Source organism: Kitasatospora sp. NPDC056783 (assembly GCF_042789895.1).
Classification (GTDB): Bacteria; Actinomycetota; Actinomycetes; order Streptomycetales; family Streptomycetaceae; genus Kitasatospora.
Genome location: NZ_JBHUAF010000206.1, coordinates 1 through 14,880 on the forward strand (window position 1 = coordinate 1; position 14,880 = coordinate 14,880).

A 14,880-nucleotide genomic window follows, 5' to 3' on the forward strand; every position below is an offset into this window, starting at 1 on the left:
GAGCCGGGCCCCGGCAGCAGACCGCCGAGCGCGGCTCCGCCCACCCCGGCCAGGGCCAGCGCGGCGGCGCCCGCCGCGGTGCCGATCCGCCGCCTGCGGCGCAGCCGGCGGCCGTGCGACCAGCCGGTGTCGACCAGCCGGGCGGCCTCGGTGTCGAAGGCCCCTCCGGCCTCGGTGATGGCCTCGGTGAAGGCCCGCTCGAACCGCTCGTCGGGCCCGTAGTGTGCTGCGGACATGCTGAACCAGCCTCTCTGCCAAGTGGGTTGAAGTGTCGTGCGGCGCCGGCTCAGCGCTCGGCGAGTTCCCCGATGCCGTCGCCGAGGACGGCCCGGATCCGGCCGAGGGCACGGAACGCCTGGGTCCGGACGGCGCCCGGGGTGCTGCGCAGGATTCCGGCGGTCTCCTCGACGCTGCGGTCCTCCCAGTAGCGGAGCACCAGCACCGCCCGGTCGCGCGGCGCGAGCCGGCCGAGCGCGTCCAGCAGGGTCATCCGCAGTTCCGGGTCGCCCTGCGGGGCCGCGCCGTCCGGCACCGCGTCGACCGGCCGCTCACCGCTGGAGCGGCGGCCCCGGTGCGAGAGAAAGGCCCGCACCAGCACGGTGTGGGCGTACCCCGCCGGGTTGTCGATCCGGGGTTTGGCGGCGAACCAGGAGGTGCGGTGCCACTGGACGTAGATCCGCCCCAGCGCCTCCTGCACCAGGTCCTCGGCGAGGTGGGTGTCCCCGCCGGTGAGCAGGCAGGCGGACCGGTAGAGCGGCCGGGCCCGGGAGGCCGCGAAGGCCTGGAAGTCCTCGTCCCGCCGTCGGCCCCGGGCCGCCCTGTCCTGACCGTCCGGTCGCATCCTGCCCGGCCCCCTCGCTCGTTCTCCCCTGACACCTGGATGACCAGGTGCGCCCGGGGCGGCGTTACAGGCGGCGGCGAAACGATTTCCCCACCGAGCCCGAACGCGAGCGGTTCGGCCGCGACGCTACCGACAAATCGGATATTCCTCACGTAGTGTCAGCCCATGCCTACGCCACACGGATCGCGCGGCGGCATGGCCTTCAGCGCCGACGAAGTCCGCGTGCTGCGCCGCGCCCTCGCCCAAGCCCTGCACCCCGCCGTCCCCGTCCACCTCCAGGGGCCCGACCACCCGGCCTTCGCCTGGCCGGGCGCCGAACTCTGGGCGGAGGACGTCCAGGACGCGCTGCGCCTGACCGAGGCGATCGACGAGGCCGTCCACGAGGGCGGCCGCCTGCGCGCCTTCCTCCTCGACGACCTCGGACGCTACCGCTCCGCCCTGCCCGGCAGCGCCCCCGGCTACCTGCAGCGGCTGGAGGAGGCGGTGTCCGACGGGTACCTGCCCGGGCCGGAGGACCTCACCGCCCTGCGCGGGCTGAGCCGCCAGCCCTGCGGCCACGGCGAGCGGGCCCGCCGCTCCCGGCTGGCCGGTCGCTGCCACGCGCTGGCCGAGGCCGCCGTCCGCGAACGGCTCGCCCTCGCCGGCGCGCAGCACCGCCACCTGGTGGCCGTACCGAGCCCCGCCGCACCGCCGCACAGTCACCCCACCCCTGTAGGAGGACGGACCACCATGAGCAGCACCGACTCCCGCCCGGAGCAGCCCGCCGCCCCGCAGAACCCGCCCCGCCCGCACCGGATGCCCACCCCCGCCGAGCTGTTCGGCCGCCGCACCAAGCCCGCGGCCCACCCCGCTCCGCCCGCCGAGCCGGACCCCGAGGACATCGAGCTCGCCACCGGCACCGGCTGAGCCGTTCGTGTCCGTTCCGAGGGAGGTCGCGACGGCGGCCTCCCTTCGGCGTCATCCCGGCGCGGAGCACCGCGTGTGGCTGGCTACCCTTGTGGGGTGAGCGATCAGAGCCTTGTTCCCGCGACCGACGACCTTCCCGAGCAGATGCGCGTCCGGCGCGAGAAGCTGGACCGGCTCCGGGCGGCCGGCGTCGACCCGTACCCGGTCGGATTCCCCCGCACCACCACCATCGCGGACCTGCGTGCCAAGCACCCCGATCTGGAGCCGGACACCGCGACCGGCGAGCGGGCCGGCGTCACCGGCCGCGTGATCCTCTCCCGCACCGGCGGCAAGCTCTGCTTCGCCACCCTGCGCGACGGCACCGGCGACCTCCAGGTGATGTTCTCCCTGGACAAGCTGGGCCCGGAGCGGCTGGCCGCCTGGAAGACCGACATCGACCTCGGCGACCAGGTCGGCGTCGAGGGCGAGGTGATCACCTCCAAGCGCGGCGAGCTGTCCGTGATGGTGGACCGCTGGGAGCTGACCGCCAAGTGCCTGCGTCCGCTGCCGGACAAGCACAAGGGCCTGACCGACCCGGAGGCCCGGGTCCGCCAGCGCTACGTGGACCTGATCGTCAACCCCGAGGCCCGCGAGATCCTGCACCTGCGCAGCAAGGTCGTCCGCTCGATCCGCCGCACCTACGAGGACCAGGGCTACATCGAGGTCGAGACCCCGATGCTCCAGCCGGTGCACGGCGGCGCCAACGCGCGTCCGTTCAAGACGCACATCAACGCGTACGACATCGACCTCTACATGCGCATCGCCCCCGAGCTGTACCTCAAGCGGCTGGTGGTCGGCGGCGCCGAGAAGGTCTTCGAGATCAACCGCAACTTCCGCAACGAGGGCGCGGACTCCACCCACAACCCGGAGTTCACCTCGCTGGAGTCGTACGAGGCGTACGGCGACTACGACACCCAGGCCGCGCTGATCCGCGAGACGATCGTCAACGCGGCGCGGGACGCGCTGGGCACCACGGTGATCAAGGGCGTGGACGCGCACGGCGTCGAGCACGAGATCGACCTGGCCGAGCCGTGGGAGGAGGTCCGGGTCTACCCGGGCATCTCCGCCCGCCTGGGCGCCGAGGTCACCCCGGAGACCGGCGTCGAGGAGCTGCGCAGGCTGGCCACCGAGCACGGCATCCCGTTCGAGAAGGACTGGGGCCACGGTCAGATCGTGCTGGAGATGGTCGAGCGCCTGCTGGAGGAGAACGCCGTCCGGCCGACCTTCATCAAGGACTACCCGACCGAGGTCTCCCCGCTGACCCGCCAGCACCGCTCGCAGCCCGGCGTGGCCGAGAAGTGGGACCTGGTGATCTTCGGGACCGAGATCGGCACCGCCTACTCCGAGCTGGTCGACCCGGTCGAGCAGCGCGCCCGCCTCACGGCCCAGTCGCTGCTGGCGGCCGGCGGCGACGTCGAGGCGATGCAGGTGGACGAGGACTTCCTGCGCGCCCTGGAGTACGCGATGCCCCCGACCGGTGGCCTCGGCCTCGGCGTGGACCGCCTGATCATGCTGCTGACCGGCAAGAACATCCGGGAGACGGTGCTCTTCCCGCTGGTGAAGCCGGAGCCGAAGGCTTCCGCCGCGACGGCGGAGAAGACCGAGGAGGAGTGACCTGATGGACTACGTCAGCGCGATCGTGCCGCCGCTGGTCATGGCGATCGGCTTCGGATTCCTGGTGCGGGCCATCGTCCGCAGCCAGGGCGGGGCCCAACGGGCCAAGGAAGACCTCGACTGACCCGTCGGCCGTTCCGACGACCACCGCGCCGCCATTCCCGATTCCCGGGGGTGGCGGCGCGCCGGTTTGGCGCACTTCACAAGATTTGCCCCATTCACTCCCTATCCTGGCCGCACTATGGTCCGGCAACTCGGCGAACTTGAGAACGCCATCATGACCCGGGTCTGGCAGTGGAACCGACCGGTGACGGTTCGCGAGGTTCTCCTGGATCTGCGGTCGGAACGCGAAATCGCGTACACCACGGTGATGACCGTCCTGGACAAGCTCCACAGAAAGGGCTGGCTGCGCCGCGAGCGGGTCGGCCGGGCCTATCGATATGAACCGGTCTCCTCGCGTGAGGCGTACACGGCGGCTCTGATGAACGACGCCTGGGCCACCAGTGACAATCCGGCGGCGGCCCTGGTGCACTTCTTCGGCCTGATGTCGCCCGAGCAACGCGAAGCGCTCCGGGACGCGTTGCGGGTGGCCGCGCTGTTCCCGTCCGATCCGGCCGGCCCGGATTCCGCGGCCCCGGGATCCGATACCCGTGGGACGGAACCGGGAGCGGCGCGATAACGTCCCGACCATGGAGGTCACCATCCGCCGGGCGCGGACCACCGACGTTCGGGCCGTACGCCGGCTCATCGACGACTACGCGCGACACGGCATTCTGCTGGACAAGCCCACAGTCACACTGTTCGAATCAGTCCAGGAGTTCTGGGTCGCGGAACGCGACGACGACGGCACGGTGGTGGCCTGCGGCGCGCTGCACGTGATGTGGGAGGACCTCGCCGAGGTCCGCACGCTCGCGGTGGATCCGGCCGTCCGCGGCTCCGGGATCGGACACCTGCTGCTGGAGAAGCTGGTGCAGACGGCGCGCTGGCTGGGCGTCCGTCGGATTTTCTGCTTGACGTTCGAGGTCGCCTTCTTCGCGAAACACGGTTTCGTCGAGATCGGCGAGCTCCAGGAAACCGATGATGGTACGACAGACCCGGCGGCGGTCGCTACGGATGTCTATGAAGAACTCCTCCGCTCGTACGATGAAGGCGTCGCGGAGTTCCTCGACCTGGAGCGCGTGAAGCCCAACACTCTGGGCAACTCGCGCATGCTGCTGCACCTCTGAGCCGCTCCATCGGGGTCAAGGGTTTGTGTTTTCCGGAGAAAGGCGCTTTCCTTTCCTCAGGCAATGGGTCGTTTAGCGGAAAGGGAAGCCCGTGGCACAGAGGGTGCAGGTCATTCTTGAAGACGATCTCGACGGCGGTTCGGCGGACGAGACGGTGACGTTCGCGCTCGACGGCGTTGCCTACGAGATCGACCTGAAGAGCGCCAACGCGGACAAGCTCCGCGGTCTGCTGGCGCCGTACGTGGAGAAGGGCCGCAAGCAGAGCGGCCGGCTCGCCGGCGCCCGCCGCCCGGGCCGCGGCGGTGCGGCGCGTCCGTCCGGCGGTGCGCCGGACACCGCCAAGATCCGTGCCTGGGCCAAGGAGCAGGGCATGGACGTCAACGACCGCGGCCGGGTGCCGAGCAACGTCCGCGAGGCCTACGAGCAGGCCAACGCGTCCTGATCCCGGCGCCGCGGGCCCGGCGGAGCGGGTGCGGGGCTCCGGCGGCCGGTACACGGCGCCGCACTGACACGCACGGGGCGCGGAGGAGGCTCCTCCGCGCCCCGCGGCGCGTGCCCGGGCCCCCGGGTCCGGGCCGCCGTCCGAACCGCCCGATCGGGCCGCTGTCCGAGCCACCGTCCGGGCCGCCGTTCGGGCGGCGGAACAATCACCGGCTGTGCAACGCTGTAAGGGCGAAGCGGTAACGCCGACACCACAGGGTCGGCCCACCGGCCGACTCGGCCACCGTTCAACCGCCGCCGCCACGGCCCGACTTCTCGCCAGGCGAACACCGCCACCGCGGAAACTGCGCGAGAACCACCCCGACACCGGGTATGAATGCAGGTGGACGGGTTCTTCGGTCCGTCCAGGGGCGGTATGCGTGACCGGCCGGACGGTTCCGGCCTCGCCCCCGGCGGCACGTGTTCGCCGATGGCGTAGCGGAATCCGGTGCATCCGGCCCATCTGTGGGAACACCGATTCCCAGCATCAGGTTGGGATTGGTGTCGGCTGGTCGCGCAGCATCTCGCTCCTCTACCGGGGAGTGAATCCGTGGGCCGCGCCGCTGAGCGGGACTAGCATGCGGAAGGACAGGGCGGGGACGGACCCCGAACTGCCCGACCGCTCTGAGGAGCGATAAACGATGTTCGAGAGGTTCACCGACCGCGCGCGGCGGGTTGTCGTCCTGGCTCAGGAAGAAGCCCGGATGCTCAACCACAACTACATCGGCACCGAGCACATCCTCCTGGGTCTGATCCACGAGGGCGAGGGCGTCGCCGCCAAGGCCCTGGAGAGCCTCGGGATTTCCCTTGAGGCCGTTCGCCAGCAGGTCGAGGAGATCATCGGCCAGGGCCAGCAGGCCCCGTCCGGTCACATTCCCTTCACCCCCCGGGCGAAGAAGGTCCTGGAGCTGTCGCTCCGCGAGGCCCTTCAGCTCGGCCACAACTACATCGGCACCGAGCACATCCTGCTCGGCCTGATCCGCGAGGGCGAGGGCGTCGCCGCCCAGGTCCTGGTGAAGCTGGGCGCCGACCTCAACCGGGTGCGCCAGCAGGTCATCCAGCTGCTCTCCGGCTACCAGACCGGCGGCAGCAAGGAGTCGGCCACGGCCGGCGGGCCCGCCGAGGGCACCCCGTCGACGTCGCTGGTCCTGGACCAGTTCGGCCGCAACCTCACCCAGGCCGCCCGCGAGGCCAAGCTCGACCCGGTCATCGGGCGCGAGAAGGAGATCGAGCGGGTCATGCAGGTGCTGTCCCGCCGCACCAAGAACAACCCGGTGCTGATCGGTGAGCCCGGCGTCGGCAAGACCGCCGTGGTCGAGGGCCTGGCGCAGGCGATCGTCAAGGGCGAGGTCCCGGAGACGCTCAAGGACAAGCAGCTCTACACGCTGGACCTGGGCGCCCTGGTGGCCGGCTCGCGCTACCGCGGTGACTTCGAGGAGCGCCTGAAGAAGGTCCTCAAGGAGATCCGCACCCGCGGCGACATCATCCTGTTCATCGACGAGCTGCACACCCTGGTCGGCGCGGGCGCCGCCGAGGGCGCCATCGACGCCGCCAGCATCCTCAAGCCGATGCTGGCCCGCGGCGAGCTGCAGACCATCGGTGCCACCACCCTGGACGAGTACCGCAAGCACCTGGAGAAGGACGCCGCGCTGGAGCGCCGCTTCCAGCCGATCCAGGTCGCGGAGCCCTCGCTGCCCCACACCATCGAGATCCTCAAGGGTCTGCGCGACCGCTACGAGGCCCACCACCGGGTCTCCATCACGGACGCCGCCCTGGTCGCCGCCGCCACCCTGGCCGACCGGTACATCTCGGACCGCTTCCTGCCGGACAAGGCGATCGACCTGATCGACGAGGCCGGTTCCCGGATGCGCATCCGCCGGATGACCGCGCCGCCGGACCTGCGCGAGTTCGACGAGAAGATCGCCGACGTGCGCCGCGAGAAGGAGAGCGCGATCGACGCGCAGGACTTCGAGAAGGCCGCGTCCCTGCGCGACGACGAGAAGCAGCTCCTGCAGGCCAAGGCCAAGCGCGAGAAGGAGTGGAAGGCCGGCGACATGGACGTCGTCGCGGAGGTCAACGAGGAGCTCATCGCCGAGGTCCTGGCCACCGCCACCGGCATCCCGGTCTTCAAGCTGACCGAGGAGGAGACGTCCCGCCTGCTGCGCATGGAGGACGAGCTGCACAAGCGCGTCATCGGCCAGAAGGACGCCATCAAGGCGCTCTCCCAGGCCATCCGGCGCACCCGTGCGGGCCTCAAGGACCCGAAGCGCCCCGGCGGTTCGTTCATCTTCGCCGGCCCGTCCGGCGTCGGTAAGACCGAGCTGTCCAAGACGCTGGCGGAGTTCCTGTTCGGCGACGAGGACGCGCTGATCGCGCTCGACATGTCCGAGTTCTCCGAGAAGCACACCGTCTCCCGGCTGTTCGGCTCCCCGCCCGGATACGTGGGCTACGAGGAGGGCGGCCAGCTGACCGAGAAGGTCCGCCGCAAGCCGTTCTCCGTCGTCCTCTTCGACGAGGTCGAGAAGGCCCACCCGGACATCTTCAACTCGCTGCTGCAGATCCTGGAGGACGGTCGCCTGACCGACTCCCAGGGCCGCGTGGTCGACTTCAAGAACACCGTCATCATCATGACGACCAACCTCGGCACCCGGGACATCTCGAAGGGCTTCAACCTGGGCTTCGCGGCCACGGGTGACACCCAGACCGGGTACGAGCGGATGAAGGCGAAGGTCGGCGAGGAGCTCAAGCAGCACTTCCGCCCCGAGTTCCTGAACCGTGTCGACGACATCGTGGTGTTCCACCAGCTGTCCGAGGACGACATCATCCAGATCGTCGACCTCATGATCGCCAAGGTGGACGAGCGGCTCAAGGACAAGGACATGGGCCTGGAGCTCAGCGTCGAGGCCAAGAAGCTGCTGGCCAAGCGCGGCTACGACCCGATCCTGGGTGCCCGTCCGCTGCGCCGCACCATCCAGCGCGAGATCGAGGACCACCTCTCCGAGAAGATCCTCTTCGGTGAGCTGCGGGCCGGCCACATCGTCGTCGTCGACGTCGAGGGCGAGGGCAAGGAAGCCAAGTTCACCTTCCGCGGCGAGGAGAAGTCGGCCGTCGCGGACACCCCGGCCGCGGTCGCCTCGTCCGGTCCGGACCTGACGAAGTAACCCAACTTTTAACAGACAACTTCACAGCCACCGAGCCCCCGGCGTTCGCGCCGGGGGCTCGGTGCGTTCCGCCTCGGCCCGAACCGGAACGGTACCTACCGGGACAGCTGGCCCCCGCTCTGGAAGGTGCGGGTGCGCCCTGTTTCTCAGTAACGTTTAACCAGCATACGGTTGACAGATGGTCAGCTGATGAGAAGTCGCGGAGCATAGCGCCGTGACCATGTCACGGTCAAGGTCTATCTTTTCCGTGCACGCTTGTATCAAATGACGTCCACCTGTCTTTCATTTTGGTTTGCCGGGCTTTGGCCAAGAGCTGGCCCCGGTCGGGGAGGACGTCACAACGTTGAAGAACATCAGGAGAACCGCTGCGGCCGCCACGGCCACGGCGGTCATAGTCACGCTCGGCGCGGGCCTGTTCCCGAGCAGCGCCGTCGCCGCGGGCGGCACGGCGCCGGTCCTGCGGGACCCCGCCGAGGCGGCCGTCCAGGCCAACACCGAGCACAACATCCCGGGCCCGCTGACCGCGAAGGTGACGGCCGAGCAGAAGGCCGCCACCGAGCAGCTGCTCAACGGCACCGCCCAGGTCGAGAAGCACAACGGCAGCACCAGCGTGAAGCTCGGCAAGGACAAGTACGTCGAGCTCGCCCGCGAGCGCACGGACAAGATCTTCACCATCCTCGTCGACTTCGGTGACCAGGTGGACAACACCACCAAGACGGCGGACGGCAAGATCAAGTACGGCGGCGAGGCCGGCCCGAAGCACAACGAGATCGAGAAGCCGAACCCGGCCACCAACAACTCGACCGCGTGGCAGGCCGACTACAACCAGCAGCACTTCCAGGACCTGTACTTCGGCAAGGACAAGCCCTCGCTGAAGACCTACTACGAGCAGCAGTCCTCGGGCCGCTACTCGGTCGACGGTGTGGTCTCGGACTGGGTGCGGGTGCCGTGGAACGAGGCCCGTTACGGCTCCGACTACTGCGGCTCCAACGTCTGCGCCAGCGCCCAGGACCTGATCCGCGACGCCGTGGACATCTGGTACAAGGACCAGCAGGCCAAGGGCCAGACCGAGGCGCAGATCAAGGCGACCCTGGCCCAGTACGACCAGTGGGACCGCTACGGTTCGCACCACGACGGGAACTTCAACCAGCCCGACGGGTACATCGACCACTTCCAGATCGTGCACGCCGGCGAGGACAAGTCGGCCGGTGGCGGCAAGCAGGGCAACAAGGCCCTGTGGGCGCACCGCTCGTACGTCTACGGCAACCTGCAGGGCACGGCCGGCCCCGAGGGCAACAAGCTCGGCGGCGTCCAGGTCGGCAACAGCGGCCTGTGGATCGGCGACTACACGATGCAGCCGGAGAACGGCGGCCTCGGCGTCTTCGCCCACGAGTACGGCCACGACCTCGGTCTGCCGGACCTCTACGACACCGCCGGCAAGGGCATCGACAACTCGGTCGGCTTCTGGTCGCTGATGTCCTCCGGTTCCTGGCTCGGTGAGGGCAAGGGCGCCATCGGCGACATGCCCAACGACCTCGACGGCTGGAGCAAGTACCAGCTCGGCTGGCTGAAGGTCGACCGCGCCAAGGCCGGCAAGGAGTCGACCCACCACATCGGCCCGGCGGAGTACAACAGCGACCTGCCGCAGGGCCTGATCGTCGACCTGCCGAAGAAGAGCATCACCACCCAGATCAACAAGCCGTTCGGCGGCAGCAGTGAGTGGTGGAGCGGCAGCGCCGACAACCTGAACGTCACGCTCACCCGTGACATCGACCTGACCGGCAAGACCAAGGCCAGCATCGACGCCAAGGCCTGGTTCGAGCTGGAGCAGGACTTCGACTACGCGTTCGGCGAGGCCTCCACCGACGGTGGCAAGACCTGGACCGTCGTCGACGGCACCTGGAACGGCGCCGCGCTGCCCCGCGAGAACGGCCGCCCGGCCATCAGCGGCCAGGTGGCCGCCTGGGGCGACCTGTCCTTCAACCTGGACGCCTACGCGGGCAAGCAGATCAAGTTCCGCTACCACAACACCACCGACGGCGGCCTGCACTACCGCGGCCTGACGCTGGACAACATCGCGGTCGTCGCCGACGGCGCCACCGTGTTCAGCGACGACGTCGAAAAGGGTGACAACGGCTGGGTGGCCGACGGCTTCTCCCGCTTCGGCGGCTCGTACACCAAGGACTACGCGCAGTACTACATCGCGGAGAACCGGCAGTACGTGTCCTTCGACCGGACCCTGAAGACCGGCCCGTACAACTTCGGCTTCGCCGACCGCCCGAACTGGGTCGAGTACTACCCGTACCAGCCCGGCCTGCTGATCTGGTACTGGGACGAGTCGCAGACGGACAACAACGTCAGCATCCACCCGGGCCAGGGCCTCGTCCTGCCGGTCGACTCGCACCCGACCCCGCTGAAGTGGACCGACGGCACCCTGATGCGTCCGCGCATGCAGGGCTACGACTCCACCTTCGGCTCCCGCCGCACCTCCGGTCTGACCCTGCACAAGGCCGGCGTCGAGACCGTCATCCCGAAGGCCAAGGGCGTCGACGAGTTCAACGACCTGAAGTCCTGGTGGAACAAGGACAACCCGTACAGCGGTGTCGACGTCCCGAAGACCGGGACCAGCATCGAGGTCGAGAACGAGTCCTCGAACTACCTGGAGACCTGGATCCGGGTCCGCCCGGTCGACAACTGATCGCCACCCCCCGGTAGCGATCGGCCTGTGACCAGGCAGCTCTGAACAACTCCACGTCCGGCCCGTCCCCGCAGCGCGCGGGGGCGGGCCGGACGCTTTCCGGGAGCAGTGGTGATGGTCACAGGCTTCCGAAGCGATACGACCGGCGGTAGTAGCCGGGCGGGGGTGACCGGCGGGGCGCTTCGGAGCGGTCGTGGTCGATCGGATCTCATGATCGTTACTCCGTCGGTTTGAATATCCGGCGCCACGCTGACTACACGCCGTAGTACGTCACGCCGTTTGGGAGTCCGCTCGGTGACCGTTAAACCTGAGTGGTCCCCCGCTCAGCACACGCCCGAACGGGCCCTTCGTGCTGCCCTCGTACGACCGTGAGGTACGGCAAGCGATGTCCACCGTCCCGTCCGTGGGGCCGGCCCTGCGCCGGCTCGCCGCCCGCGCCGCGGCCCAGGCCGCGGCCTGGCAGCCCAGGATCGGCCACGCCGTCCGCACCCATGCCGCACCCCTGCGCACCCTCGGGACGCCCCGGCACGCCACGCTGCCGGGCAGCCGCCAGCGGGCCGAGCACGACCACGCGCTGGGCTCGGCCGGGGCGGCGGCGGTGCTGATCGCCGGTGTGCTGCTGGTGGTCACGCCGGGCACCGCCTCGGCGCAGACCGTGCGGCCCACCACGCCGGGCAGTTCGGCCTTCACCGTGCCGCGGGCGGAGGTGCCCAACGCGGGACTGGTCCAGGTGGCCGGCCCCAGCCCGTACAAACTGCCCGACGAAGGCGACTCGGCGCAGGAGTTCGTGGGGGTGGCGGCCAACCTGCTGCCGCTGGAGCCGCCGTATCCGGATCCCGCCGCCGAGCCGGCCCCGGAGGAGGCGGAACCCGCGCCCGGGTCCGAGGCCGGCTCCGAGGCCGCCCCCGAGCCCGAGTCCGCGCCGGATCCCGAGTGGTCGGCGCCGGTGCCGAACGCCCCGACCAGCAACCCGTACGGGATCGCCAACCGCGGGTACGCGGCCGGGTACCACACCGGAGTGGACTTCGCCGTCTCCCCGGGCACCCCGCTGCTGGCCGTCGGCAACGCGACCGTGGTGTCGGCCGGCTGGGACGGCGCGTACGGCAAGGAGGTCGTGCTGCGGCTGGCGGACGGGCACTTCGCGCAGTACGCGCACATGTCCTCGGTGACCGTCTCGGCGGGGCAGCGGGTGTCGGCGGGCGAGCGGATCGGACTGTCCGGGAGCACCGGCAACTCGACCGGCCCGCACCTCCACTTCGAGATCCGCACCAACAACCGCTACGGCGCGGTGGTCAACCCGATCGCGTACCTCGCGGGGCACGGCGTCACGGACTTCTGAGCCACCGCCTGCCGCCCGCCCCCGCCGCCCACTCGGGCGCCGGCTTCGGCGCCCGGCCCGCTCAGGCTTCGGCGGCGGCTTCAGCGTCGGCTTCGTCGGCGGGCCGCTGGATCCGGCCGCCGATCTCCAGCGCGACCTCCCGGGCCACCTCGATCGCGTCGCTCAGGGTGGGCGCAGGCTCCAGCGGCTCCCCCCAGACGTTCTGCTCGGGGTGGCCGCAGTGCCCGCCCTCCTTGACCAGGAACAGCGCCGAGTGGATGGAGAACAGGGCCATCGCGGCCCGCAGCCGGTCGTGGAAGTCCGCGTTCGGCCCGTTCACCAGCTGCACCATGGTGATCATGCGCTCCTTGAAGGCCAGCCCGGCCGGGGATTCGCGCAGTGCGGGCTGGTTCTCGTGGAAGAACCGCAGCAGCGGGGCCCGCTCGGCCATGCCGTCCGCGAAGCGGCGGATCAGCTCGTCGCGCGTCTTCGGGCTCCAGGTCTGCTCGCGGCCCCACGCGATGGTCTCGTCGAGCGGCGCGGCCATCCGGTCGACGATGCCCAGGACGATGTCGTCCTTGGTCTTGAAGTGGTAGTAGAGCGCGGCTTTGGTGACGCCGAGGCGGTCGGCGATCTCGCGCAGTGAGGTCTGCTCGTAGCCCTGCTCCGAGAAGAGCTCCAACGACACCTCGATGATGCGAGCCCGGGTGTCGCTGCGGGGGCTGTGCGGAGTGCCCATGGCCTGCCTCATGACTGCGTCGGTGACTGCGCGGACCCCGAGGTGGTGTCCGTCCCGGGCTCATTCTCCCTGCCCAGACGGCCGGTCGGGAAACTGGCTTGACGACCGGCTAGGAAACAACTTACCGTGCCGACGGTCGAATAACTAGCCGGGCGACAAGTAAGTGAGCCGCCGCACGGCCCGACGCTCCGTCCAAGAACCACCCTCCGGGAGACCCCACCCATGTCACAGTCCAAGACCGCCGGCCCGGAGCCGGAGGCCAAGACGGCCGAGGAGGAGCAGCCGCGGTCACCCCGCGAGATCCGCCTCGTGATGGTCGGCCTGGTCGTCACCATGCTGCTGGCCATGCTTGACAACCTGATCGTCGGCACCGCCATGCCGACCATCGTCGGCGACCTCGGCGGTGCCAAGCACCTGTCCTGGGTGGTCACCTCGTACACCCTGGCCACCGCCGCCTCCACCCCGATCTGGGGCAAGCTCGGCGACATGTACGGCCGCAAGGGCACCTTCCTCACCTCGATCGTGATCTTCCTGGTGGGTTCGGCGCTGTCCGGCCTGTCGCAGAACATGAACGAGCTGATCGGCTTCCGCGCCGTCCAGGGCCTGGGCGCCGGCGGTCTGATGGTCGGCGTCATGTCGATCATGGGCGCCCTCGTCCCGCCGCGCGACCGCGGCAAGTACCAGGGCATGTTCGCCGCGGTGATGGCCCTCGCCACCATCGGCGGCCCGCTGGTCGGCGGCTTCATCACCGACCACCTGAGCTGGCACTGGACCTTCTACATCAACCTGCCGCTCGGCCTGGTCGCGCTCGCGGTGGTCGTCGTCACGCTGAAGCTGCCGAAGGTCCGCAGCACCGCCAAGGTCGACTACCTGGGCGCCGTCCTGCTCACCGTCGGCATCACCTCGCTGGTGCTGATCACCACCTGGGGCGGCCAGCAGTACGCCTGGGGCTCCAAGGAGATCCTCGGCCTGGCCGCGCTCTCCGCCGCCTCGCTGATCACCTTCTGCTATGTGGAGCAGCGGGTCGAGGAGCCGATGCTCCCGCTGAGCCTGTTCCGGAACCTGAACTTCACCCTGGTCTCGATCATCGGGTTCGTCGTCGGCTTCGTGATGTTCGGCTCGACCGTCTTCCTTCCGCTCTACCAGCAGATCGTCCAGGGCGCCTCGGCCACCAACTCCGGGCTGCTGCTGATGCCGATGATGTTCGGCATGCTGGTGATCTCGCTGGTGGTCGGCCAGGCCGTCACCAAGACCGGCAAGTACCGGATCTACCCGATCATCGGCACCCTCGTGATGACCGGCGGCATGATCCTGCTCTCCACCATGGGCACCGGGACCAGCAGCTTCACCTCCGCCTGCTGGATGGTCGTACTGGGCGCCGGCATGGGCTTCCTGATGCAGATCACCATGCTGGTGGCGCAGAACAGCGTCGAGCTCAAGGACATGGGCGTGGCCAGCTCCACCGCCACCCTGTTCCGCACCATCGGCGGTTCCTTCGGTGTCGCGCTGTTCGGCGCGCTGTTCAACAACCGGGTGGCCGACACCATGAAGGACCGGCTCGGCGAGCAGGCCGTCGCCGGCGGCGGCATGAAGGACCCGAGCGAGGTGAGCCCGGCGGTCCTGCGCCAGCTGGACCCGGCTGTCCAGGACGCCTACCACCACGCGGTGTCCAACGGCATGCACACCGTCTTCCTGTGGGGCGCCGGCGTGGCCGTGATCGCGATCGCCGCGGCGGTGTTCCTGCGCGAGGTGCCGCTGCGCGGGACCGGCAAGGCCGAGAAGCCGACCGAGGCCTCGCTGGAGGCCGCGGCCGTCTGACCGGCCCGCTCGCGACGGCGCCCCCGGAAGGTTCTCCTTC

At 69.8% G+C, this 14,880-nt stretch carries 11 protein-coding genes and 1 pseudogene; 9 read left to right on the forward strand and 3 right to left on the reverse strand.

What is annotated here, in order from left to right; all coding sequences use genetic code 11:
* Together ACFRMQ_RS25540 and ACFRMQ_RS25545 are read right to left on the reverse strand one after the other, a co-directional pair.
* A pseudogene (locus ACFRMQ_RS25540) lies at positions 1-236 on the reverse strand (hypothetical protein); the annotation flags it as partial.
* A 50-nt stretch (positions 237-286) separates the two neighbouring features.
* Positions 287-841 carry a SigE family RNA polymerase sigma factor gene (locus tag ACFRMQ_RS25545; protein WP_380732949.1) on the reverse strand — a complete coding sequence of 185 codons (555 nt, stop codon included), beginning with the start codon at positions 839-841 and terminating at the stop codon, positions 287-289.
* A gap of 165 nt (positions 842-1,006) precedes the next feature.
* Between ACFRMQ_RS25545 and ACFRMQ_RS25550 the strand changes: the two genes are divergently transcribed.
* The 8 genes from ACFRMQ_RS25550 to ACFRMQ_RS25585 all read left to right on the forward strand — a co-directional run bounded on the left by ACFRMQ_RS25550 (position 1,007) and on the right by ACFRMQ_RS25585 (position 12,304).
* On the forward strand, positions 1,007-1,747 hold the full coding sequence (locus ACFRMQ_RS25550) for a hypothetical protein (RefSeq protein ID WP_380732950.1): 741 nt from the start codon (positions 1,007-1,009) through the stop codon (positions 1,745-1,747).
* Between the two features lie 96 nt (positions 1,748-1,843).
* Positions 1,844-3,400, forward strand: a complete 1,557-nt coding sequence (lysX, locus tag ACFRMQ_RS25555; protein WP_380732951.1) for a bifunctional lysylphosphatidylglycerol synthetase/lysine--tRNA ligase LysX — start codon at positions 1,844-1,846, stop codon at positions 3,398-3,400.
* Between the two features lie 241 nt (positions 3,401-3,641).
* Positions 3,642-4,079, forward strand: coding sequence for a BlaI/MecI/CopY family transcriptional regulator (locus ACFRMQ_RS25560; RefSeq protein WP_380732952.1), 438 nt, complete (start codon positions 3,642-3,644; stop codon positions 4,077-4,079).
* 10 nt (positions 4,080-4,089) lie between these two features.
* On the forward strand, positions 4,090-4,626 hold the full coding sequence (locus ACFRMQ_RS25565) for an amino-acid N-acetyltransferase (RefSeq protein ID WP_380732953.1): 537 nt from the start codon (positions 4,090-4,092) through the stop codon (positions 4,624-4,626).
* 91 nt (positions 4,627-4,717) lie between these two features.
* Complete coding sequence (locus ACFRMQ_RS25570) at positions 4,718-5,068, forward strand: Lsr2 family protein (RefSeq protein WP_380732954.1); 351 nt, start codon at positions 4,718-4,720, stop codon at positions 5,066-5,068.
* Between the two features lie 679 nt (positions 5,069-5,747).
* On the forward strand, positions 5,748-8,267 hold the full coding sequence (locus ACFRMQ_RS25575; protein WP_380732955.1) for an ATP-dependent Clp protease ATP-binding subunit: 2,520 nt from the start codon (positions 5,748-5,750) through the stop codon (positions 8,265-8,267).
* 343 nt (positions 8,268-8,610) lie between these two features.
* Positions 8,611-10,965, forward strand: a complete 2,355-nt coding sequence (locus ACFRMQ_RS25580) for an immune inhibitor A domain-containing protein (RefSeq protein ID WP_380732956.1) — start codon at positions 8,611-8,613, stop codon at positions 10,963-10,965.
* A gap of 385 nt (positions 10,966-11,350) precedes the next feature.
* Positions 11,351-12,304 (forward strand): M23 family metallopeptidase, encoded by a 954-nt coding sequence (locus ACFRMQ_RS25585; RefSeq protein WP_380732957.1) that lies wholly within the window; start codon positions 11,351-11,353, stop codon positions 12,302-12,304.
* A gap of 61 nt (positions 12,305-12,365) precedes the next feature.
* Here the strand turns inward: ACFRMQ_RS25585 and ACFRMQ_RS25590 are convergent, their stop codons facing one another.
* Complete coding sequence (locus ACFRMQ_RS25590) at positions 12,366-13,022, reverse strand: TetR/AcrR family transcriptional regulator (RefSeq protein ID WP_380732958.1); 657 nt, start codon at positions 13,020-13,022, stop codon at positions 12,366-12,368.
* 222 nt (positions 13,023-13,244) lie between these two features.
* On the opposite strand from ACFRMQ_RS25590, the gene ACFRMQ_RS25595 reads away from it, so the two are divergent.
* The gene (locus ACFRMQ_RS25595) at positions 13,245-14,840 is read left to right on the forward strand and encodes an MDR family MFS transporter (protein WP_380732959.1); all 1,596 of its coding nucleotides are present in this window, start codon (positions 13,245-13,247) and stop codon (positions 14,838-14,840) included.
* Positions 14,841-14,880 lie beyond the last annotated feature (40 nt).